The organism is Streptomyces luteolus (assembly GCF_029968015.1).
Classification (GTDB): domain Bacteria; phylum Actinomycetota; class Actinomycetes; order Streptomycetales; family Streptomycetaceae; genus Streptomyces; species Streptomyces luteolus.
Map to the genome: position 1 here is coordinate 25,403 of NZ_JASCIS010000044.1, position 21,930 is coordinate 47,332.

Annotated in this window: 20 protein-coding genes; 5 read left to right on the forward strand and 15 right to left on the reverse strand. The window is 70.4% G+C overall.

Annotated elements, in window-relative coordinates; genetic code table 11:
• The first annotated feature begins 33 nt into the window (after positions 1-33).
• Positions 34-2,388 carry an ATP-binding protein gene (locus QIT00_RS30865; protein ID WP_282538747.1) on the forward strand — a complete coding sequence of 785 codons (2,355 nt, stop codon included), beginning with the start codon at positions 34-36 and terminating at the stop codon, positions 2,386-2,388.
• A 180-nt stretch (positions 2,389-2,568) separates the two neighbouring features.
• Here QIT00_RS30865 and QIT00_RS30870 read toward each other — a convergent pair whose 3' ends face one another.
• Positions 2,569-3,657 (reverse strand): methyltransferase domain-containing protein, encoded by a 1,089-nt coding sequence (locus QIT00_RS30870; protein ID WP_282538748.1) that lies wholly within the window; start codon positions 3,655-3,657, stop codon positions 2,569-2,571.
• A 198-nt stretch (positions 3,658-3,855) separates the two neighbouring features.
• Positions 3,856-4,221, reverse strand: coding sequence for a hypothetical protein (locus QIT00_RS30875; protein WP_282538749.1), 366 nt, complete (start codon positions 4,219-4,221; stop codon positions 3,856-3,858).
• A gap of 167 nt (positions 4,222-4,388) precedes the next feature.
• Here QIT00_RS30875 and QIT00_RS30880 point away from each other — a divergent pair, with 167 nt between their 5' ends.
• From QIT00_RS30880 to cutA, 4 genes are read left to right on the forward strand one after another with little or no spacing between them, the layout of a single operon-like run.
• Positions 4,389-5,660: an XRE family transcriptional regulator gene (locus QIT00_RS30880; protein WP_282538750.1), complete on the forward strand. Its 1,272-nt coding sequence runs from the start codon at positions 4,389-4,391 to the stop codon at positions 5,658-5,660.
• On the forward strand, positions 5,657-6,196 hold the full coding sequence (locus tag QIT00_RS30885) for a GNAT family N-acetyltransferase (protein WP_282538751.1): 540 nt from the start codon (positions 5,657-5,659) through the stop codon (positions 6,194-6,196). Before QIT00_RS30880 ends, QIT00_RS30885 begins: the two co-directional genes overlap by 4 nt.
• Positions 6,196-6,753 carry a GNAT family N-acetyltransferase gene (locus QIT00_RS30890; protein ID WP_282538752.1) on the forward strand — a complete coding sequence of 186 codons (558 nt, stop codon included), beginning with the start codon at positions 6,196-6,198 and terminating at the stop codon, positions 6,751-6,753. The genes QIT00_RS30885 and QIT00_RS30890 overlap by 1 nt, the downstream gene beginning before the upstream one ends.
• Before the next feature lie 54 nt (positions 6,754-6,807).
• Entirely contained in the window at positions 6,808-7,134 is a 327-nt protein-coding gene (gene cutA, locus QIT00_RS30895) for a divalent-cation tolerance protein CutA (RefSeq protein ID WP_282538753.1), read from the forward strand.
• Between the two features lie 41 nt (positions 7,135-7,175).
• On the opposite strand, the gene QIT00_RS30900 is transcribed toward cutA, so the two are convergent.
• The 13 genes from QIT00_RS30900 to QIT00_RS30960 form a co-directional block, all read right to left on the reverse strand.
• Positions 7,176-7,688: a GNAT family N-acetyltransferase gene (locus tag QIT00_RS30900; protein ID WP_282538754.1), complete on the reverse strand. Its 513-nt coding sequence runs from the start codon at positions 7,686-7,688 to the stop codon at positions 7,176-7,178.
• Between the two features lie 258 nt (positions 7,689-7,946).
• Entirely contained in the window at positions 7,947-8,912 is a 966-nt protein-coding gene (locus QIT00_RS30905; RefSeq protein WP_282538755.1) for a UbiA family prenyltransferase, read from the reverse strand.
• A 33-nt stretch (positions 8,913-8,945) separates the two neighbouring features.
• Positions 8,946-10,322 (reverse strand): NDP-hexose 2,3-dehydratase family protein, encoded by a 1,377-nt coding sequence (locus QIT00_RS30910; protein ID WP_282538756.1) that lies wholly within the window; start codon positions 10,320-10,322, stop codon positions 8,946-8,948.
• Positions 10,319-11,302 carry a dTDP-glucose 4,6-dehydratase gene (gene rfbB / locus QIT00_RS30915; RefSeq protein WP_282538757.1) on the reverse strand — a complete coding sequence of 328 codons (984 nt, stop codon included), beginning with the start codon at positions 11,300-11,302 and terminating at the stop codon, positions 10,319-10,321. Before rfbB ends, QIT00_RS30910 begins: the two co-directional genes overlap by 4 nt.
• A complete protein-coding gene (locus QIT00_RS30920; RefSeq protein WP_282538758.1) occupies positions 11,299-12,354 on the reverse strand; it encodes a glucose-1-phosphate thymidylyltransferase in 1,056 nt (351 codons plus the stop codon). The genes rfbB and QIT00_RS30920 overlap by 4 nt, the downstream gene beginning before the upstream one ends.
• A 262-nt stretch (positions 12,355-12,616) precedes the next feature.
• Positions 12,617-15,835 (reverse strand): BTAD domain-containing putative transcriptional regulator, encoded by a 3,219-nt coding sequence (locus QIT00_RS30925; protein ID WP_282538759.1) that lies wholly within the window; start codon positions 15,833-15,835, stop codon positions 12,617-12,619.
• Positions 15,836-16,437: 602 nt separating this feature from the next.
• Positions 16,438-16,965 carry an ATP-binding protein gene (locus tag QIT00_RS30930; protein ID WP_282538760.1) on the reverse strand — a complete coding sequence of 176 codons (528 nt, stop codon included), beginning with the start codon at positions 16,963-16,965 and terminating at the stop codon, positions 16,438-16,440.
• 122 nt (positions 16,966-17,087) lie between these two features.
• The gene (locus QIT00_RS30935) at positions 17,088-17,825 is read right to left on the reverse strand and encodes a class I SAM-dependent methyltransferase (RefSeq protein ID WP_282538761.1); all 738 of its coding nucleotides are present in this window, start codon (positions 17,823-17,825) and stop codon (positions 17,088-17,090) included.
• A gap of 61 nt (positions 17,826-17,886) precedes the next feature.
• Positions 17,887-19,281, reverse strand: coding sequence for a hypothetical protein (locus QIT00_RS30940; protein WP_282538762.1), 1,395 nt, complete (start codon positions 19,279-19,281; stop codon positions 17,887-17,889).
• Between the two features lie 2 nt (positions 19,282-19,283).
• On the reverse strand, positions 19,284-20,048 hold the full coding sequence (locus tag QIT00_RS30945; protein ID WP_282538763.1) for a hypothetical protein: 765 nt from the start codon (positions 20,046-20,048) through the stop codon (positions 19,284-19,286).
• 39 nt (positions 20,049-20,087) lie between these two features.
• Positions 20,088-20,672: a CYTH domain-containing protein gene (locus tag QIT00_RS30950; protein ID WP_282538764.1), complete on the reverse strand. Its 585-nt coding sequence runs from the start codon at positions 20,670-20,672 to the stop codon at positions 20,088-20,090.
• Between the two features lie 163 nt (positions 20,673-20,835).
• Complete coding sequence (locus QIT00_RS30955) at positions 20,836-21,135, reverse strand: hypothetical protein (RefSeq protein WP_282538765.1); 300 nt, start codon at positions 21,133-21,135, stop codon at positions 20,836-20,838.
• A gap of 80 nt (positions 21,136-21,215) precedes the next feature.
• The gene (locus QIT00_RS30960; RefSeq protein ID WP_282538766.1) at positions 21,216-21,725 is read right to left on the reverse strand and encodes a nucleoside-diphosphate kinase; all 510 of its coding nucleotides are present in this window, start codon (positions 21,723-21,725) and stop codon (positions 21,216-21,218) included.
• Positions 21,726-21,930 lie beyond the last annotated feature (205 nt).

Below are 21,930 nucleotides of genomic sequence, written 5' to 3' on the forward strand. Positions count from 1 at the left end.
GACGGCCCCATGCACCCGATCAGATCCAGCACCATGAGTGACGAGCTAGGCGCCGCCGGAGTGGGCGTCCTCTCCATCGCCGCCCGCTGCCTCGTGGGACGGGAGCAGGAGCTCGCCGAGCTCTGCGGCAGCCTCGGCAACCCGGCGGTGCGCGTCACGACCGTCACCGGCCCGGCCGGAGTGGGCAAGAGCAGGCTCGCCGTGGCCGCGTTCGCCGAGGTGTCCCGCGCCTTCGAGGACGGCGGACGCGTCGTCGACGCCGGCGGGTTCCGCCCCGGCCAGGACCCCGAGACCGCGCTCGCCGAGGCCCTCGGCCTCGAACCCGACGCCGCCCGCCCCGCACGCACCGCCCTGCGCCGGTACTTCGAGCCCCGCCACAGCCTGCTCGTCCTGGACGGCTGCGACCGGCTGCGCCCCGCCCTCGCGCCGGTCGTCGCCCGGCTGATCAACGACTGCCCCCGGCTCACCGTCCTCGCGACCGGCCTCGAACGGCTCGGCGTGTACGGCGAGGCCCTGCTGCGGCTCGGCCCGCTCGCCCTGCCCCCCGAGGACGGCGCCGAGTCGGACCTCGCGGCCCTGCGGGAGGTCGCCTCGGTCCGCCTCTTCGTGGACCGCACCGCCGTCAGCCGGCCCCGCTTCACCCTGACCGAGGAGAACCGGGAGGCCGTCGTACGGCTGTGCCGGCGTACCGACGGACTGCCCATCGCCATCGAGTTCGCCGCCGCCCGCATGAAGATGCTCTCGCCGCAGCGGCTCCTCGACGAGCTGGCGGACGGCCTCGACGCGCTGTCCGGCACCGAGTTCGACACCCTCTCCCGGCACCGCGGCATGCGCACGGCCCTCGCCCGCGGCCTCGACGTGCTCGACCCGGCCGAGCGCGGACTGCTGCGGCGCCTCGCCGTCTTCCACCGGCCCTTCGACGTACCCACCGCCGAGTCCGTGTGGCCCGGCGACCCGGCCGACTTCCGGCGGCTGCTCGAAGCGCTCGTCGACAAGAGCCTGCTGCACACCGAGGAGCGGTCCGACGGCGAACTCGCCCTCGCCATGCTCGGCCTGACCCGGCAGTTCCTCCTCGACGAGGCGCACGCCCTGGGCGAGGCCGGCCTGCTCGGCGCGGAGCACGCCGCGTTCTGCATCCGGCTCGCCGAGAGCGCGGAGAGCGGCCTGCGCGGACCCGGCCAGGCCCGGCTGCTCGACCGGCTCGACCACTGGCGCGAGGACCTGAGCGGCGCGCTGCGGTTCCTGAGCGGCACCGGCGACCTCGCGGGCGTGGTCCGGATCGCCGCGAGCCTGCGCCTGTACTGGCAGGCGCGCGGCACCGTCCACGAGGGCATCGGCTGGCTGCGCACCGCCCTGCGCGGCGTGGGCCTCACCCTCGCCCAGCAGGCCAAGGCCCACCTCGCACTCGGTGAACTCCTGCTGTGCACCGGCGACTTGACCGCCGCCGAGGACTGCCTCGCGATGGCCAGGGGCGCCTGCGAGGAGCTCGGCGACCACGTCGGCGTGGCGTCCAGCATGCGCCGCTCGGGACTGGTCGCCCTGCACCGCGGCGACCTCGTCGAGGCCGACCGCCGCCTGGAGGAGTGCGCGGCCGTGGCCTGGGTGGACCGCGAGGGCGAACACGCCGAGGTGCTGCGCAACCTCGCGGACGCCCGCCGCGCCGAGGGCGACGCGCACGGGGCCCGCCGGATCGCCCTGGAGGCGCTGGCGATCTTCGAGCAGCAGCAGGACGTACGCAATGTCGCGCTCACCCGCCTCGTCCTGGCCGACGCGGCCTTCGCCCTCGGGGACCAGGACGGCGCCGTCGACCTGTACCGGTCGGCCCTGCCGGACTTCGCCGCGCTCAAGCACCTGATGCTCTGCCCGCTCGGCCTGGAGAAGTTCAGCATCCTGCTGAGCCGCGCCCGCGGCCGGTCCACGGAGACCTGGCGCCGGGTGGCACGGGCCGTCGGCGCCGCCGCGGCCGTCCGGGCCGCCACCGGCTGCGTCGCACCCGCCCAGCTGCGGATGGAGATGGAAGCCGTCGCCGCCCTCACCCGGGTCCGCCTGGGCGAGGAGGACGCCGAGACCCTGGCGGCGGAGGGCGGCAACGCGGCACCGGAGACAGCTCTCCTCGCCGTCCTGACACCCCTGGAGTGCACCGGCTCGGACCGCGACCCGGGCTCCGCCCACCCCCTCACCCCGCGGGAGCGGGAGGTGGCCGAACTGGTGGCGAGCGGGCTCACCAACCGCGAGATCGCCCGCAGGCTGGGCATCGCGGAGTGGACGGCCGTGAACCACGTACGCAAGATCATGCGCAAGCTGGCCTGCACCTCCCGCGTACAGGTGGCCAGCTGGATGTCCCGCAGAGCCGGAGCCACGGGGAGGGGGCCTGTGCGGGCGGCGTGAGGGGGGTTCCCGTACGCGGAAGCTGTTCACCCGGAACGGTCGGTTCCCCGTACGTCGAAGCCGTTCACCCGGCACGTTCCGGTGCACCTCGGCGCCGAAGCCGTTCACCCGGCACGTGCCGCTTGCCCCCCTTTCCCACCCACCCGCCCCCACCTACGAGTTGGGCACCCACACCCGCAGTCAGAAGGTGAGCACGCGTTTTCCGGGAACGTCGAGCCACAGCACATGCCGGTCCCGGACGACAGTGATCCCGTAGCGGGTGAAGTGGGGCTGCCCGTCGGCGCGCCACCGCGCGTACGCCTCGATTGCCTCCGCCCACAGGTTGCGTGGGCCCCACCACGTCACCGCCCCCTCGTCGCGCCAGTCGGCGATGTTCAGGACGGTGACCGAGCCGTGCCGGTCCCACAGTTGAGCGAGGCGCCGGCCGTCGTCGTCGGTGCGTACGTCCATGCCGATGCCCGGCAGGGCCAGGCTCAGGGCGAAGGTCTGCCCCCAGCCCCGGCCGATGACCTGCTCGGGGTCGATGGGGCTGCGATGCGTCTCGTAGGCGTCGGGGAGACGGCTGACGTCGACCGGGGCGGGACGATGCGCCCGCAGCAGCATGTACGAGGCCGAGCCGGCGAACCGGCCGTGCAGGCAGTTCGCGTACCCGTCGAGGACGAGGAGCGCGCCGCCGTGCACGAGGGCGGTGGTGTAGGGGGCGACGACGACGGCGCCGTGCGAGGCCTGCGCTCGCCAGGCGTCCGGCAGGTGGGTGTGGACGGCGGCCGTGGAGATGATCCGGTCGTACGGGCCCTCGGGCACCGTCGTGGTCGCGTCGCCGAGGACCAGGTGCACCGGTGTGGGGGAGAGGTTCTTCCGGGCCTGCTCGTACAGCCGGGGGTCGACCTCGACGGTCGTGACCTGCGAGGTGCGGTGGGCGAGCAGAGCGGTGTGGTAGCCGGACCCGGTTCCGATCTCCAACACCCGGTGACCGCCTCGCAGATCGAGGTGGTGCAGCTTCTCCAGGACGATGTCGAGGGCCGATACCGACGAGGTGAAGTCGCCCCCGCCCGGGTGGTCGAGTGGGGTGGCGCCGTCGTCGAGCTGGGTCACGACCGAGGTGTGCGGGTCCCAAACGGCCGCGGCCCACGCCTCCGGCTCTTCGGTGCGGTCGATGGTGCGTCCGCTGTCGCTGTCACCGGGGAGGCGGATGCGGTCAGGGACGAACCGGGTGCGGTCGGTGCGATCGAAGGCGTCCGCGATCCACCGTTCCCTCAGCAGGCCCATCGTGTGAAGGGTGGCACGGCAGTCCGCGCGCGGGTCGCTCACGAGGTCCGGCCGCCGTTGCCGTCCGGTGACGGCGGGGTCGGGGGCGGTGTCCAGGGCTTGATGGGGGCGGGCTTGCCTCCGTGCTTACCCATGGGCTTGTTCCCTTTCGTTGAGTACGTACGATCCGTCCGGGGGCGTCGAGACGAGCACAGCGCGTCAGTCGGCGGCCGTCGCGCTCTGGTCGGGACGGCGGGTCTGGGCGATGCCCAGGTACCGCTGGTTGAGGCGGGCGAGTTGCCGCAGGTGCTCGGCCTGCACGGCGCGGGGCTGGTCGGGCCCCGGCCGCCGGGCGAGGAGCTGCTGTGCGTCGCGGCGCAATTCCTCGTCCTGCCGGGCCCGCGTCTCGATCGTCTCGGTGAACGCCCTCAGGTACACGGACAGTTCGCGGATCTGGGCGCGCATCACATCGTGCTGCGGCATGTAACCGGCCGGGTGCGCGGCCTGTGCGATGTCGACGAGGCGCCGCAGTCCGTCCAGACCAGGTGTCTCGGTGTGCTGAAGGTGCTCGGTGTCCAGGCTCATCGTCTGCTGCCTGCCTCGCGGGGGAGAGCGGTCGGTGTGCTGCGTCCAGTACAAGCCCGGACATGGGCCGGGGGCGATGAAAATCCGGGGGTCGGCTGGTCGTGACCGACCGGAAAATTTGACCCTCGCGAAAGACCGGACCAGCCGGGCGCGGCTACCTTGAGCGTGTGACGGCCAAGGATCTGCGTGCGCTGTTGAAAGAACTCGGCATGACTCATGAGGAGTTGGCCGACGCGATGAACGATGCGATCGAGTCGCTCACCGGTACTCGCGGCAAGGTGTCCGCCCGCACGGTTCACAACTTGGTGAGTGGCAAGACACGTTGGCCGCACACGAAACAGCGCATGGCGTTGGAGATCGTGACCGGGCGTACAGCCGTTGAGCTGGGCTTCACCCCCCGCGCCAAGCGGCCCGAACACGATGATCAGGAGAGTGCTGTGCTGCGCCGTACCTTCGGCACCGCCACCGTGGCCCTGGCCCTGAGCGCCGCACCGGTATCCGCTGCGACGCGGCGTCGTGTCGGGTCCGGCGATGTGCAGCGCCTGCACGCCAAGTTCGCCGACATCATCGCCAGGGACCACCACCAGGGAGGCCGGGCGACCATTGAGGCGCAGGCCGTCGGACTGGCCGGGGAGGCGATCGGGCTGCTCCAGGGCGGCAGCGCGAGCCAGCGCGTTCAGGACGCCGTATACGCCACGGCGGCGTCGTTCACGTCATCGGCGATGTGGGCCGCAATCGACGGGCGGCGGTTCGATTCCGCGCAGCGTCATTTCGACCGGGCCACGACGCTAGCGGGGATGTCCGGTGACCTGGCGATCCAGTTCCGGATCTGGTCGCATGCCGGGTCGCTGTACCGGCACCTCGGACGGCCGGTGGACGCGTTGGCCGCCAACGACGCCGCCCGCAGGTTGCCGATCGCGCGCCGCGACCCGTTGTTCGCCGCGCTGGGGCACGCCCGGCACGCGGCCATCCACGGCATCCGCGGGGACCTCGCCGCGATCCGCCGCTGCCTCAGCCTCGCCGAGGACGCCTTCGACCGCGCGCACGGCCACAACTTGGACGAGCCGCGCCCGGTATGGATGCGGGCCTTCTTCGACCGGGCCGAACTCCACAGCCTTGCCACCGCCGCGCACCTGGCGGCACGGGACTTCGCGACAGCCGAAGCCCACGCCCATCGCAGCCTCGCAGCCCTGCGCCCCAGCCTGACGCGTACGCGGGCGATCACCACCGCGCGGCTGGCGAGCGCCCAACTCGGGCAGGGCGACGTCTCCCCTGCCGTGCGGACGGCTATGTCCGTCCCGTTCGAGTCCACCGGCCACCCGCGTGTGGCCGGGATGCTGACCGCCTTCGAGCGCGCGCTGAACGAGATCGCCCCGCACAGCGCTCCCGCCCGCGCATGGGCGACGTACGCTGACGATCGACTCCGGAGGACACCTTGACCGAGCTGCGCCGTGCCCGCGACATCGACGCCGTGTGGAGCGTGCTGATCGACGTCTACGCCGAGGTCCGAAAAGATCAGCTGCACGATCCGCACTACTCGGTGGAGCGCTACGCAGAACGCCTCGCCCGGCACGGAAGCGAGGCAGGCTGGGAGACGGTCATCGCCTACGAAGACGGTGCGCCGGTCGGCTACGGGTACGTCAACAGCCTCACGCCCGACGACAGATGGTGGAAGCGCACCACCCCCGCCCCCGCCGCCGACGTGACCGGCACACCGACGGTCGCGGTCAAGGAAATGGTGGTCATCGAGCGGTTCCGCCGCCGAGGCATCGCCAAGCTCATCCACGACCGCCTCCTCGCCGGCCGCGACGAGACGTCCGTGACCCTCATGGTGTCGCCCGCGAACGAGAACGGCCGCGTACAAGCCCTCTACGCACGGTGGGGCTACCAGGTCATCGGCCGCTCCCAGCCCTCGCCGGACTCGCCCCCGCTCACCGTCATGCTCCGCCCACTCGACTCCGGTAACGACAAGTGATGAGCCTCGAACTGCGCACCCACGGACCCCAGGACGCCAGAGAGCTGCGCACGCTGCTCCTTGACGTCCACGACGGCTGCTACGAGGGAGAGGAGGACCCGTTCCACGCGCGCGAGCGGTTCGCCTGGTTCGTCGATCACTGGTCCGCCAACCCCGGCTTCGTGTGCGTGATCGGCTACGACAGCGGGGAGCCGGTGGGCTTCGCCTACGGCGCGCCCCTCGCGGCAGGGTCCCCCTGGTGGGCCAAGGTCGAAGGCCTGGACGACGACTTCAGGACTGAGACCGGGAAGCGCACGTTCGCCGTGTCCGAGGTCATGGTGCTCCCGAAGTGGCGAGGCCAGAGCATCTCCCACACCCTGCACGAAGCGCTCCTCGACGGCAGGCCCGAACAGCGGTCGACGCTCCTTGTCGACCGGGACCACCCCAAGGTGCAGGCCCTGTACGAGTCATGGGGCTACGCAAAGGTCGGTGAGACCCAGCCGTTCAACGACGCGCCGGTGTACGCCGCGATGCTGCGCCCGCTGGGCGGACACACGGTCCCCCGACAACTCGCCTGATGTCCCAAAGGATTCACCACGGTGCACCCAAGCCACCGGAACGAGGAATACGGCATGGACAGGAACCAGTACATCGAGGTCGCCACCGCCACTGAGACGCGTGACCAGGCCGATGCCCTGGCACGCGTCCTTGTGCAGTCTCGCCTCGCTGCCGGGGCCCAGGTCATCGGCCCGATCGGTGCAGCGTTCTGGCACGACGGCGAGTTCGGCACCGGTGAGGAGTACCGCCTCGTACTCAAGTCGCGGGGCGACAAGTACGAAGCGCTGGAGCGGGGACTGATCGAGCACCACCCGTGGGCCAACCCGGAGATCACCGCGACGGAACTCCTTGCCGCCTCCGAGGGATTCCGAAACTGGATGGACAAGACCTTGGCGGGCTAGAACCCGGCCTTGACCAGGACTCTCTCCAGAACCGGCACCGCTCACCGGTGCAGCGGCTTGGCCATCACCGCATAGAGCGGCGCATCCGGCGACGGCTCGGATTCGCCGACCTTCTCGTAGCCCCACTGCACGTAGAGTGCCTGCACTTTCGGATGGCGCGCCTCGACCTGGAGCGACACGGACCGTGCGCCCTCGACCTCGGCCAAGAGGGCGTCGTGGATCTGGCGGGCCCGGCCTGTTCCCCGCCACTTCGGTACGACCATCAGCTCGGAGAGGGCGAAGATCGGGCCGCGCACATGCCGCGGACGGGTGCTGCCCAGCCACCAGCCGCCTGGCTTGAACTTCGAGCCGTAGGCGTAGCCGACAGGGCAGCCATTCTCCCATCCCGAAATACAGAGCCAATCCTCACGCTTGGACCACAGGTCGAGGAAGTAGGAGAACCGGGCCCGGGAGTGGAAGGGATCCGAGTCGTCCGCGTATGCCTCGTCGTGGATGTCCAGGAGCATCGTGCGCACATCCTTGGCGTCGGCGTGGGTGTAGAGCTTCAGGTCCACGATGCTGACTCCTCAAGCCATGCGGTGACGGCAGGTGCCCTCGTTCCTGTGGCGACGAGAGATGTCCGTACGGAACGCAGGGTATTGGCCGTACGCCGTGACCCCGCCGCCAAGCGGCAAGGTCCAGCCGATCGCCCGCATGCCGAAGTCTGTACTGGTACTCGGCGGATCTCACTTCCTCGGCCGCGCGGTGGTAAGGGCGGGCACCGGGTGGACCCAGTCCGCCCGGTGCCCCTCAGAACACAGCGCCGCACGGCCTCAAAGCCAAGGCCGAGCCAAGTTGTAAAGCAACACGCACCCCACCGTCGTACGGAAAACCACCACGCCGCGGCTGCGGGCCAGCAGCGCGTGGCCGTTGGTCAGGAACGAGGTGTACTGGCGCAGCCGCAGCACCACCAGGGGGAGTGTCGCCAGGGCGAACCACGCCGGGATCCAGCCCGCCGCGAACGGCACCGCGATCACCAGGACGTTGAGGGCGGTGAGTACGCCCAGGAACACCTGGTTGCCGCGCTCCGAGGCCATCACGGCGACGGTGCGCCGGCCCACCGCGGCGTCGCCGGTGATGTCCTGCGTGTTGGAGTATCCGGATATCAGCAGCTGCCCGAAGCCGAAGAGCAGCGCCTCCACCAGGACGAACGCGGGCAGTTCACCCACCGTCAGGGCGTACGGGGACAGCACGAACGCCGACGCGGAGAACAGCAGGCACACCTCGCCGAGCCCGAAGTAGCTCAGCTTCAGGCCCCACGAGTACTGCACGCTCAGCACAAGGAGCAGCACCGTGACCACCAGGCCCCACACCGGGACGTGCGGCGCGGACAGCGTGGCCACCAGCCACCACACCGCACCCCAGGCGAGCGCCGCCAGGCCGAAGCGCTGCGCCTGGTGCACGGTGAGTTCACCGGTGAGCAGCGGCTTGCGCTTGAGCGGGCGCAGCTCGGTGTTGTCGTCGGAGAGGTAGTTCGCCGTGTCGCTGCCGTCCTTGACGCCCGTCACGTCGTCGAGCGTCATCACCGCGGACAGCACGCCGACCTTGCCGAGGGCGAAGACAAGCAGGGTCAGCAGCACGGGCCCGTCGAGCCGGGTGTCCGGCGCCATCGCCGTCCATACGATGAGCAGGGCGAGGAAGAAGTCGAGGACGAACTGGAACTTGACCAGCCTGGCGTACCTGCCCAGTCGAGGGAGCACGCCGAGTGCCGGGGCCACTTGCGTACCCGCAGCCACCATGGGGAGTCCTTACTGTCGGGCCGGGGGCGCCGCTCAGGGCGTGACCGCGGCGGTGTTGAGGCAGGCGAGCAGCGACCGCGCCTGCACGTTGACGTAACGGCTGTGCCGCACCAGGGAGTTGAGCTGGGCCGGGGTGACCCAGCGGTATCCGGGCGGCGGCACGGCCGGGGCCTCGGTCTCGTCCGCCTCGACGATCAGGTACCGGCTCTGCGCGTGGTAGAAGCGGCCGCCCTCCTCCGCGTGCACGGCCTCGTACCGGATGCGCTGCTTCGGGGCGTCGAGCACCAGGTCCAGGAACGGCGGGCGCTGCGCGGGCGCGGCGTCCCGGAAGGCGTCCGGCGTGCACTGCACCGTCGGGGCCAGCTCCAGGGTGTCCATCAGGCCGCCCTCGACGCGGGCGTGCGCGAGCAGATGCGGTACGCCGCCGAAGCTGCGGGTCACGAACGCGGTGACGCCGAGGCCGATCGGCTCGATCAGCGGCTGCGTCCACTGTGCGACCTCGCGGTTCTCCGCCTCCACGGACACCGCCATGACCCGGAAGTACCGCTCCTCCGGGACCCGTTCCACCGACCACGCGCCGCGCTCCCAGCCGGTCAGGCCGGCGAGCGGCACCGACCTGACCCGCCGGTCGTGGCGGGCGCGCTCCCCGGTGATCCAGGAGAGCAGTTCGCGCTCGGAGTGCAGCGCGCTCGTCGCGGGCTGCGCGGGGGCGCAGGCGAGGACGGTGCGCGCGTCCATGTTCACCACGTTGTCGTGGCGCAGGAGTTCACCGATCTGCCCGAGGGTGAGCCAGCAGAAGTTGTCCTCCAGGGGGACCTCGCCGACCGCCTCCACCAGCATGTTCCGGTTGGCCTTGCGCAGGAACCAGGAGCCGTGCTCGGACTGCAGCACATCGGCGATGACCCGCTCGGGCGGAGTGTCGACGAAGTACTCCAGGTACTTCACGTCCGCGCCCCGGTGCACCTTGGTGTAGTTGCTGCGGGTCGCCTGCACGGTCGGGGAGAGCTGCAGCAGGTTGGGGTTGCCGGGCTCCATCTTGGCCTGCATCAGGAAGTGCGGTACGCCGTCGAACTCCTTGACCAGGATGCCGAGCACGCCGACCTCGGGCTGGTTGATGATCGGCTGCTGCCACTCGGGGAACGGGCCCTCGGGGTGCGTGACGTGCAGCCCCTCCACGGAGAAGAAGCGGCCGCTGCGGTGCACCAGGTTCCCGGTGTCCGGCGCGAACGACCAGCCGTCCAGGTCGGCGAACGGGATGCGGTCCACGCGGAAGCGGTGCGTACGCGCGTACTCGGCCAGCCAGGGCGCGACCCGGTCGGTGTCCGGGCCGCTGCCGTGCGGGGCGGCCACCGAGCGGAGCAGCCGCGCGGTCTCGGAGCCCTCCCGCGGCGTGGCGAGGGCCGCGCTCATCGGGCCTCCTCCTGGCGGCGCTTGACGTCCTTCCACCAGCCGGGGTTGTCGCGGTACCAGCCGACGGTCTCGGCGAGGCCCTGATCGAACGGCACCTCGGGCTCGAAGCCCAGCTCCTCGCGGATCTTGGTGCCGTCGAGGGAGTAGCGGTCGTCGTGCCCGAGCCGGTCGGCGACCCGGCGGATCGCGGACTCGTCGGCGCCGCACAGGTCGAGCAGCCGGTGCACGAGGTCGAGGTTGGTCAGCTCGGTGCCGCCGCCCACGTTGTAGATCTCCCCGGCCCGGCCCTTGGCGCGTACCGCTTCCACAGCCCGGCAGTGGTCCTGGACGTGCAGCCACTCGCGGACGTTGTGGCCGTCCCCGTAGAGCGGGACCTGCCTGCCCTCCAGGAGGTTGGTGACGAACAGCGGGATGAGCTTCTCGGTGTGCTGGTAGGTGCCGTAGTTGTTGGAGCAGCGGGTGATGGACACGTCGAGCCCGTGGGTGCGGGCGTAGCTGCGGACCATCAGGTCGGAAGCCGCCTTGGACGCCGCGTACGGGGAGTTGGGCCGGAGCGGCCAGGTCTCCGTCCACGAGCCGGTGGGGATCGTGCCGTACACCTCGTCGGTGGAGACGTGCACGATGCGCCCGATCCCGGCCATCCGCGCCGCGTCGAGGAGCACCTGGGTGCCCACCACGTTCGTACGGACGAAGTCGGCGGCGGCGGCGATCGAGCGGTCGACGTGCGACTCGGCCGCGAAGTGCACGATCGAGTCGTGTCCCGGCAGCAGCTCCCGCAGCAGCTCGGCGTCGCAGACGTCGCCGTGCACGAAGTCCAGGCGGTCCGAACTCGCGGGCAGGCTCTCGCGGTTGCCGCTGTAGGTCAGCTTGTCGAGCACCGTGACGCGGGCCCCCACGGCCTGCGGGTAGGCGTCGTCGAGCAGTGCGCGGACGTAGTGCGAGCCGATGAAACCGGCGCCGCCCGTCACCAGGATCCTCATGTTGCGACCTCCACCCGGGAGTCGTCCCCGACGATGAGACGGTGCCGGCGGGTCGCCGACACCGAGGCGGTCCTGCCGATCAGCGAACCGCTCAGACCGGGCAGGTCCGAAAGGGCGGACCCGTCCTGCACGATCGAGTCCTCGATCAGCGTGTGGCGCACCGAACAGTCGGCGCCGATGGCGGTGTAGCGGCCGATGTGGCTGTCCTCGACGACGCTGCCGGGACCGATGTACGCGGGCCCCTCGATACGGGAGTTCACCACCTGGCAGCCGGCCGCGAGCACCACGGAGTCGTCGACCCTGCTGGCCGCGTCGACCGTGCCGAGCTGCTGCGGCGGGAGCTCGTCGAGAAGCCGCCGATTGCATTCCAGTACGGCGTCCACGTTTCCGGTGTCCGCCCAGAAACCGAGATATTCGCTCGCCTTCACGGGGGCGCCGTTCGCCACCAACCACTGCACGGCGTCGGTGATCTCCAGTTCGCCGCGGGCGCTCGGCCGAATCGCGTCGACCGCCGTATGAATGGCGGGCGTAAAGAAATACACGCCGATGAGCGCGAGATTGCTCCGCGGTACATCCGGCTTTTCCGCGAGCGCCGTCACCGTGAAATCCGCGTCGACCTCGGCGACCCCGAACGCGCGCGGATCGGCGACCTTCTGCACGACGAGCTGAGCGGCCGGGCGGTGCGCGGCGAAGGACCCGGCGATGTCGGCGACGCCCTCCGGCAGCACGTTGTCGCCCAGGTACATCAGGAAGTCGTCGTCGCCCAGGAAATCGCGGGAGATCTTGACGCAGTGGGCCAGGCCGAGGGGCTGGGCCTGGGGTATGTAGGTGATCCGGGCGCCGAACCGGCCGCCGTCGCCGATCACTTCACGGATCTTGTCGCCCTGACCGCCGACCACCATGCCGATCTCGGTGATGCCCGCCGCCAGGATGTTGTCGATGACATGTTCCAGGACCGCCTTGCCGGCGACCGGAATCAGCTGTTTCGGCGTGGAGTAGGTGAGAGGCCGAAGCCGGGTCCCCATCCCGCCGGATAGCACTAGAGCTTTCACTTTGTCCTTCCGGAGTGAACTCTTCGGCCGGGGGTGAAATAACTTCGTTCGGCTGTTAGGGAGTGCTCCGGTGAGGCTAGCTGCGGGGCAACGAGCGCCGGGGGAGAGGGTGTTGGACCTTGTCAGGTCCGGCCGGGAAATCAGCCCCTCCGGCGTTTGAGATGGGGGTCCCCCCTGCTCGAGCGAAGCCGAGAGCTTGGGGGAGGGGTCCGGGGCGGAGCCCCGAAGCTGCCGCAGGCTTTCGGGAAGGGGCGGGGAGGGACTACTCCGTACGCCCCCGCTCGAACGCCGCCGCGAACCCCTCCTCGCCCAGCGCCTCCCGCGCCCCCGCGAAGATCCGGTCGACATCGGCTCGCTCACCGCCGGGCAACGGCGTCCCCACCCGCTCCCGTGCCCCCGCGGCCGCACCGAGCAGCCGGGCCGCCCGCTCGGCGTGCCCGGCGAGCAGCTCCGCCCCGGCAAGGCCCTCCAGGGCGAGCGCGACGCCCCGCGGGTCGCCCGCGGACTCGGCGGCGGTGAGTCCGTCCCGCTGCAGTTCGAGCGCGGCCCGCACATCGCCCCGCAGTTCGGCGACGAAGCCGAGCTCGGCGAGGATCAGCGACGGCACCCCCGGCTGGTACCCCATGCGCCGGTGCACGTCGAGGACGTTGTGCATATGGTGCTCGGCGGTCTCCAGGTCGCCCTCGCGGCGCGCCCCCATGCCGAGGCCGATCTCGGCGAACTGCTCACCGAAGTCGTCCGACTGCTCCACCGCGAGCCGCCTGGCCCGTTCGTGGAACTCCCTGGCCAGTGCGTAGTCCCGGGTCAGCAGGGAGATCCGGCCGAGACCGGAGAGCTGGAACGACACCTCGGGCCACAACCCGAGGTCCTCCGCCATCCGCAGCCCGTCGCGGTAGAGCCGCCCGGCCCGCTCGTAGTCGCCGACCACCTCGGCCAGGGTCTGCAGCGGCACCATGGCACGCAACTGCCCCCAGCGGTCGCCGAGTTCGGAGAAGATCTCCAGGCTCTGCTCGCCGTACCGCCGCAACTCGCCGAACCGGCCGCGCAGTTTGGCCAGGAAGGCCCGGCTGCTCAGCGACGCGGCGGTGCCCCAGCGGTCGCCGCGGGACCGGAACGTCATCAGCGCGCGCTCGATCAGCTCCTCGCTGGGCGACAGATCGCCGATGCCGTACAGGTTGGAGCCGAGGAACCACTCGGCGCGCGCCCGGCCGCCCGGATCGTCGAGCTCGTCGTAGGCGCGCAACGCCGTGCGGTACTCCCCGAGCGGGTCCTTGCTGCCGCCGAGGAGCAGCTTCACGCCGCCGAGCCAGGCCGTCGCCGCCGCGGCCTCCACCGTGACGGCCTCCCCGTCGGGCACGAGGGAGAGGGCCTGCGTGAGGGAGCGCGCCGCCTCCCGGTTGCGGCCGCGCAGGTGCCAGTACCAGGCGAGGGCGTTCACCAGGCGCAGCGCGCCCCCGGTGTCCGCGCGGCTCACGGCGTGCTCCAGGGCGTTGCGCAGGTTCGCCGTCTCGCTGTCCAGGCGCCGCAGCCACTCGCGCTGGCCGTGGCCGCTCAGATGCGGCTCGGCGCGTTCGGCGAGCGAGGTGTAGTACGCGCGGTGGCGCTGCTGCAGCGCCTCCAGCTCGCCGGTCCCGGCAAGGTGTTCCAGGCAGTACGCGGTGACCGACTCCAGGAGCCGGTAGCGCGGCCCGTCCACGCCGTCGGCCATGACGACCAGGGAGCAGTCCACCAGGCGGGCGAGGAGGTCGAGGACCTCGGCGCGGTCCACGTCGGGTCCCGCGCAGACCTCTTCGGCCGACGCGAGGGAGCAGCCGTCGGCGTGCACGGCCAGGCGGCGCAGGACGGCACGCTCCTGGCCGCTCAGCAGCTCCCAGCTCCAGTCGATCACCGCGCGCAGTGTGCGCTGCCGCGCCGGTGCGTCCCGCGCGCCCCCGGCGAGCAGCGTGAACCGGTCGTCGAGGCGGGCCGCCAACTCGTGCACGCCGAGGGCGCGTACGCGGGTGGCGGCCATCTCCAGGGCGAGGGGGATGCCGTCGAGGCGGTGGCAGACGGACACGACGGGCGCCACGGTCTCGTCGGTCAGCCGGAACCGCGGCGCCGCCGCGGCGGCCCGGGTCGCGAACAACTCCACGGCGCTGAACTGCAGTACGTCGTCGGCGTCCAGGCCGGCCGCGGACTGCGGCAGCCGCAGCGGCTCCACCTCGACCAGCGTCTCGCCGGCGATGCTGAGCGGGGCCTGACTCGTCGTCATGACCCGCAGCCGGGGCACCGCCTTCAGGAGCCGGCCGGTCAACTCGGCGACGGGCGCGACGACATGCTCGCAGTTGTCGAACACCAGCAGCGTGTCCGCGTCGCCCAGGGCGCGCACGACCCGGGCCACCGAGGAGAGCGGATCGCCGTCAGGACCGGGCCCCGAGGTGGTGTCGTCGCGTACGCCGAGGACCTCCTCGACGACTTCCTGCACCTCGGTCGCCGAGCCGGGGGAGGGGTCCAGGGAGGCGAACTCCGCGAGCCAGACCCCGCCGGGGAACCGCGGGCCGAGCGCGGCCGCCGTCGCCAGGGCGAGCTGGGTCTTGCCCACGCCGCCGGAGCCGGTCAGGGTCACGAGCCGGTGCCGGTCGAGCAGGTCCCGCAGCTGCTCGACCGTCGCGTCCCGGCCGATGAGCCTGCCGGGGGCGGTGGGTATGTTCGACGGTGGCCTGGCCGCGGTGGTGCTCGGCGACGGCACCGCCGTCAGCGCGGGGCTCTGCGTCAGGATCGCCTGGTGCAGCGCGGCGAGCTCGGGGCCCGGGTCCACACCCAGCTCGTCGGCGAGGCGTTCGCGCAACTCCGCGTAGCTGCTCAGGGCCGCGCTCTGCCGACCGGCCAGGTACAGCGCGCGGATGTGCGCCGTACGCAGCCGCTCGCGCAGCGGATGCAGCGCCACCAGATCGCTCAACTCGTCCGCCACCAGCGCGTGTTCGCCCAGTTCCAGGCGGGCGTCGGCCTGCTCCTCCAGGGTGGTGAGCCGCTGCTCCTCCAGGCGGTCGGCGGCGGCCCGGGTGAACTCCTCGTCGACGAAGTCGGCGTAGGCCGGGCCGCGCCACAGCGCGAGCGCCTCGGTGAGCAGCTCGGCGCGGGCGCGCGGCTCGGCGCTCTCGCGCGCGCGAGCCGTCAGGTCGTGGAAGCGGTCGGCGTCCACGGCGTCGGCGGGGACCTGCAGCTGGTAGCCGGGCGGGCGGGACACCACCAGGTCACGGCCGCCGGGCGCGGCGTCCTCCAGGGCGCGGCGCAGCTGCCACACCTTGTTCTGCAGCACACCGGCCGGGTTGCTGGGCAGTTGGGTGCCCCACATGTCGTCGATCAGCCGGTCCACGGAGACCGGCCGTCCGCGGTGGATCAGGAGCGCGGTCAGCAGAGCACGGACCTTGAGCTCGGGGACCCGTACCGGCCGCCCCTGAGTCGTCCACACCCCGAGCGGGCCCAGCACCCCGAAACGCATGCGATCACGCTAACCGAACGAGGCGATCGACAACAGGACGATCCCGATCCGGTCCGCCCGGATCCCGGCCGCATCGCCCGACACCTGCCCACCACCGCCCCGACCTGCACGGATCTGTGCGGACCTGCCCCGGATGTGCCGGTGCCATAGGCTTGTGCAATCCGTGCACGGATGGCATCCACATGGCCCTGGAGCAGGTGGGCCACCACCTGGCTCGCAGCACCGGTCGCGATGGCAAGAGCAGTTGCATCGATCATGTACGGGCCCTTCGGAGTCGGCGGATGTACGGCGCGGACAGGATCCGGCCAACACCCCTCCCATGCAGGGTAGTTACGTAATCTCGGCCGAAAGTGCGGCCTGCCTGACCGGCATTCGCCGACAGCCTGAGTCGTAGTGGCCTCTCAGAGCGTGACCTCATGACGCCCGCGGTGTCGCGTCGAGCTGATGACGTTCTTCTGACCATCCCGGAGGGCCGGGATCACGCGCGGGTAGTGGTCAGACGGCCGTATGTTGTTGCGGATCTTTGGCCGGATGCTCGCGCGAAGTATCGGCTTACGGACGCGGGGATCGGCGTGAAAGGCGGAGCAGACCGGGCCGTTGAGCTACACCTCGCGCAGGCCCGTCAGGACTCGGCCGATGAGCATTGGGGCGGTTTGACGATCGCCGATGCCCGGCTCGCTCAGGGCGCTGTCGGGCCGGGCGGGAACCTCGGCCCAGACGATCTTTCCGGGGGCTGGCTGGGTGGGGCAGTAGCCCCAGCGGTTGGCCATGGCCTGGACGAGTATGAGTCCGCGGCCTCCGCTGGCGTTGGTGTCATGGTCGCGAGGTTCCGGTGGTCGTGGGTCGGGGTCGCTGATCGCGAGGATGATGCCGCCGTCGGTTGGCCAGAGCCTGAGGACGATCGTGCCAACGCCAGAGGATCCGGCGGCCAGTTCATAGGGCTCCGCGGGTTGGGTGTGCTCGATCGCGTTGGTGGCCAGCTCCGAGACAAGAAGCCGGGCGACTTCGATGCCCTCGTTGGGGAATGCCCAGCGCTGGAGGACGTCGACGGTGTGGCGGCGGGCCCAGGAGACGGCGTTGGGGGTGGCGGTGAGGGTCAATTCGCTTACGTATGAGGGGATTGGGTTCATGCGGGTGGCTCCCTCGGCGGCGTGGCCGGGCGGGGTGCGTGGCGCCGCGGTGTGGGTGGAGGCCCGCGGGTCCGGAGGTGGCTAAGGGCGGGGCACTCCGGACCCGCGGGCTGCTTGACGGGCTACTTCGTGGCGACGACGTAGACGCTGCCCCAGCGGCGCTTGAGGTTGGCCATGGTGGGGTCGTACGTCCAGGGCTCGACGGTGGTGAAGCTGGCCTCGGTGAAGAGCTGGACGAGCTTCTCGTGGTCGTAGGCCCACAGGTGTGGGGTGTACGTGGGGTCGTCGTCCTGGTCACGGAAGACGAGGTTGACGAGGTCGAGTCGCGTGTTGATGTCGCCGAGGCAGTCGCGCTTGGCGTACCAGCGCTCGATGGTCTCGTCGGGTGTGTCCAGGGGACGGGGGTACTGGCTCAGGGTAAAGGCGGCGTCGGGGACGCCAGTGATGATCCGGCCTCCCGGGATGAGCACGCGGTGGGCCTCGCGGACGTAGTGCTTGGCCGAGCGTGGGTAGTCGATGTGCTCCAGGAAGTGCTCGGAGAAGATCTCGGCGGTGCTGTCGTCCTGGAGGGGGATGCCCTCGCGGATGTCCCAGAGGAGGTCGGCCGGCGGGGCGAGGTCGATGTTGAAGAACCCGTTGATGCGGTGGGCTCCGCCGCCGATATGGACCTTGGCGGGCTTGTCGTCGATGCAGCCGTTGGGCCAGGCGCGGCGGCTGGCGTGGTGGTAGCGGTGGAGCTCGATCTCCTTGGCGGCGGCCCGGAGGGTACGGGCGAGGCCGTGGGTCGTGGCGGGGTCGATGAGGACGGAGGCGATCTGCTCGCCGAGGAGGTCGATGGAGGGCATGCCGGAGGGACTCATCACGGATCTCCTGCGTGTGAGGTTGCTCGGGTGGGGTGTGCCGCGGATGGGGCGGAGAGCCTCAGGCGACGCTGGGCGTGGGGGCGGTCCACTGGTTGTTGCGCATCAGCGTGTACTTGATGTCCACCAGCCTCGGCGCGATGGTCAGCGCGAGTTCCTCGACCGGGGCGAGGCAGCCGGTGTCGTCCTGCTCGGCGCGCCAGACGCGGTAGTTGAGGTTGGGGTAGGCCGGGTTGATGCCGATCTCGCCCTTGGGCATCGTGCCGTTGAACGGGGCGACGATGTCCATGTGGTTCCAGTAGTTCCAGGCTTGCAGCGCCTTGTGCTGGTCAAAGTAGAAGTAGAAGTCGGGGTAGCGGCCGAAGGTGCGCAGTTCCCGGTGGATGAGGTGGCCGAGGAGCGGCCCGAGTTGGGTGGCGAGGGAGTCGAACTCCCAGAGCGTGTGGTGCCAGTCTTCGGGGGCTTCGCCGGATGTGAAGAGGCGGGCGGCGACGAGGTAGCTGATCCGTCCGACCAGGTACGCGTTCGCGTGGCTCGTGTCGATGGTCGGATCGACTTGGTGGATGAGGCCGGCCAGTTGCTTCGGGCGCGGCCGGAACCTCGCCAGGTCGAACTTGCCGGCCATGGCGGGGAAGGAGGCGAACAGCATCTCCTTGTACAGCCAGTTGTTCAGCTCGCCGAGCTCGGCCAGGCGCCGAGTGTGGTGGGAAGTCGAGTGGAGCATCAGATACTCGGCGACCGCTTCGAAGTACAGGTAGCCAAGGATCGGCAGGCGGGGGATCGTCTCGTCGAGCAGCCTCAGGAACGCATCGGCATCGACCTGGGTGCCCTGGTAGGTGACGGCGGCGGCGGTGGCGAGGAACGCGGCCGAGTTCTTGGCGCGGCTTGCGACGGTCTCGCGCAGCTGGTGCCGTTCGTTCTTGCTCAGCAGGTATTCGAGATGCGTGTAGATCTGCAGGTGGATGAGGCCCAGCCGCAGGTAGTCCACGCCTGCAAGCCCGCGGTAAGCCTGCAGCGGCGTGTCGATCTCGAAGATGAGCGGGGTGGGGACGCGGTCGGTGACGCCGAGCTTGGTGAGGAAGGCCGGCGCTTCCTTTGTCAGGACGTAGGCACCCAGGTTGTGCATGCGGAAGCCTTGCTCGGTCGCGGTGAGCGGCGCGCAGTAGATGCTCCCGACGAGGCAGCCGCCCGAGGGGTAGAGCACTCCCTCTCGGTTGATCTCCTCCAGGGCATGGGTGACGTGCAGCAGGTGCAGCTTGCCGTTTCCGCTCAGGGCCTCGAAGAGGGCATTCTGCCGAAGCAGTTGGCCGTTCGGGGTCTCCTCGGCGAGCCGTCGTTCCCAGTCCGCAGTCTGGGTGGCAAGCGGGTCGTTGTGGTCGGTGGGACTGAGGACGAGGGCGGAGTCGAAGAAGGCGTGGGCATCGGCCCACAGGTGGTAGGCGTCGCGGAAGTCCATGGTCAGGCCAGGCCCTTCTCGGCGAGCGCGTAGCGGACAGCTGCCGTGCCACTGGCTCCTGCGAGGTACGCCCGTTCGGAGATGAGCACCAAGTCGAAGGCAAGGCCGCGCAGTTGATCGAAGGCAGGTTCGCGGACGTACCGGGCGTCCGGCCGCCACTTCAACTTCGGAAGGCGGTAGCGGTCCAGGGCGTCGGCGGCCTTGACCAAGTCGGTGATGTGCTCGGCCCGTGCGTGGTCCGTCTTGTCGTCGGCAGTGAATGCCTCGTACGGGACGTCGTGCAGGCGGACGGCGGTGGCTGCCTGCACTATTCGCCGTGGAGTGGCGGTGAGGCCGAAGTGGCCCCAGACGGTGTCGGCGTTCGCCGCGAGCCAGATGGCCGCGCGGGCGCCGTGTCCGCGGTCGTCCTGGTCGTTGCGTCGCTGGCAGTCGTGCACGGCGGCGGCGAGGATCGCCGTGGCGGTGTCGCTGTCGTCGAGGCCGTTCGCCTCGGCGAGGACGGCGACGAGCGCCGCCGTCCTCATGGCGTGCCGGACGCCGTGGAGCGACGTGTACAGGCGGGGATCGGCCCACCACTGGGTGGGCAGTCCGCCGTGTGCGAGGAGTTCCTTCGACTCCGGGCGCAAGACCGCTGCTGGGGTCGGCGGAAGGTCGGGCCTGCTGTCGTGGATCCACGTGAGGGTGGCGTGGTCCATGTGCTGGTGGAGCGGGAGCTGCCCTCGGGCAGCCAGGTCGATCAGACTTGCGGTCAACGGGGTCGTGCTCACTCGTGCCCACCCCCCTGGTGGTCTGCGCGGTGATGGTGCCTACCGGATTGGCGCGGTCTGCTGTTCGCGCTCCTTGCGCTCCTTCTCGGCGGCCTCGAAGGAGGCGGTGAAGTCGGCCAGCTCCTGCTCCGTCATCAAGGCCACCCCGAGCGCCGTGGCCACGTCTGTCACCTTGGCTTCGGCCTCGGTTCGGGCGGCGTCCGAGGCTCCGTCGTCCAGCAGGACCTCGAACTCGGCGTGGTAGCCCCACGCCTCACTCCACTTGACCGCGATCTCGACGCCGTCGAAGCGGAAGTTGTGGCGGAAGTTGAACGCCTCGTGCATCGCCGCCTCGAACCCGAGGGCGTTGAACACCTGCACTGCGGCCGGAACATCGGCGGGGGCGATGGCGAACTCGGTCTCTGCGAAGGCCGCGCCCTGTCCGATCCGGCTCCCCTTCAGGGTGATCTTGGCGGTGCCGGCGGCGGTGTTGTCCGTAACTTTCAGGAGCTGGTCGGGAAGTACGTAGAAGTGGATGTGCTTGTCGTCGGGGCCCAGGTCCTCTCCGTCCGCCTTCAGGCGGGCGACGAGCTGGTCGTGAACCTCTTTGCTGAAGCGGGCGCGCATCTCGATCTCGACGGCCACGGGGCTGCTGCCTCCTCGTTTCAGACATGGCGAAGCCAGCCGAACCCTGCCGTGCGGGGGCCTGTCCGGTCGGGCGATCGCTATGGGATTGGTGGTCTAGCGGGGAAGGGTGATGCGGCCGATGCGGATGGACGGCCGCATCACCCCGGTGGATCGGCGGGTGTCAGCCGAGGGCCCCGAAGCGCTCCTCGATGACCCCCGAGTGCAGGTAGGTCGGCAGTTGAACGCCTCCCACCGACGTGCGGCCGGTGGCGACCTGCTCCTCCGTCTCGCTGGGGAAGCCCTCCAGCAGACGCAGGCATTGCTGGGCCCACTCACGTGACGCGGGCCAGTCGCCCAGGTCGCGATGGCGTACAGCCAGGGCAAATGCGGTCTCGGTAGCCGCCCACCGGTCGCTCGCCAGCTCACGCTGGAAGATCGACTCAAGTTCGTCGGTGGAAGCCAGGCGGGTCTGGTTGGTCATGGCACCCTCTCGGATCAAACGGTCGTGCCCCAGTGGTGATCAACGCCCCGGCGCCCCCGCGGTGACGCCGCGACCCGCTGCTAGTACGTGTAGATCTCGGCCAGCGTCTTGTAGTCCTGCAGCTCGTCCTTGTCGAACCACAGCTCCACTTCCTGCTTCGCCTCATCCGCGTTTCCGGAGGCGTGCACGAGGTTCGCGACCGCTTTGCCCGAGGCGACGCTGGCCGCCGCGCTGTAGTGCGAGAAGTCGCCGCGCACCGTGCCGGCCGGAGCCTGGTTCGGGTAGGTACTGCCGACGATCTTGCGGACGGTGGCGATGGCGTCGAAGCCCTCCAGTACCAGGGCGATGACCGGTCCCTGCTGCATGAACGTCGCCGTGAAGTTGTAGACCTCCGAACCCAGCCGCTCTTCCAGGTCGAAGTAGTGCTGGCGAGTGAACTCCTCGTCCATCCACTTCATCTTGGTGCCGACGATCTTCAGTGCGGCATCCTCGAATCGAGTGATGATCCTTCCTGCCAGGCCACGCGCCAGCGCATCGGGCTTGAGCAGGACGAGCGTGCGCTCGACAGTGTGTGCCTGAACCTCGGCCATTGACTTCCTTTCGCCTTGCTAGCAACCGAACATGACGGACGATCAGCCGTCATCCGTTGAGGTTACCGGCGCTGGCGAAGCGGCTTGGGCGTACGGGCGAGGCCCCGGACGATCGAATGCCGGGCGAGGTGCGGTCGGGCAGCCGGCCGAGAGCTCCGATTCGGCCAACTTCCCTTTTCCTGCTATCCGCTGAGGGTACGCATCT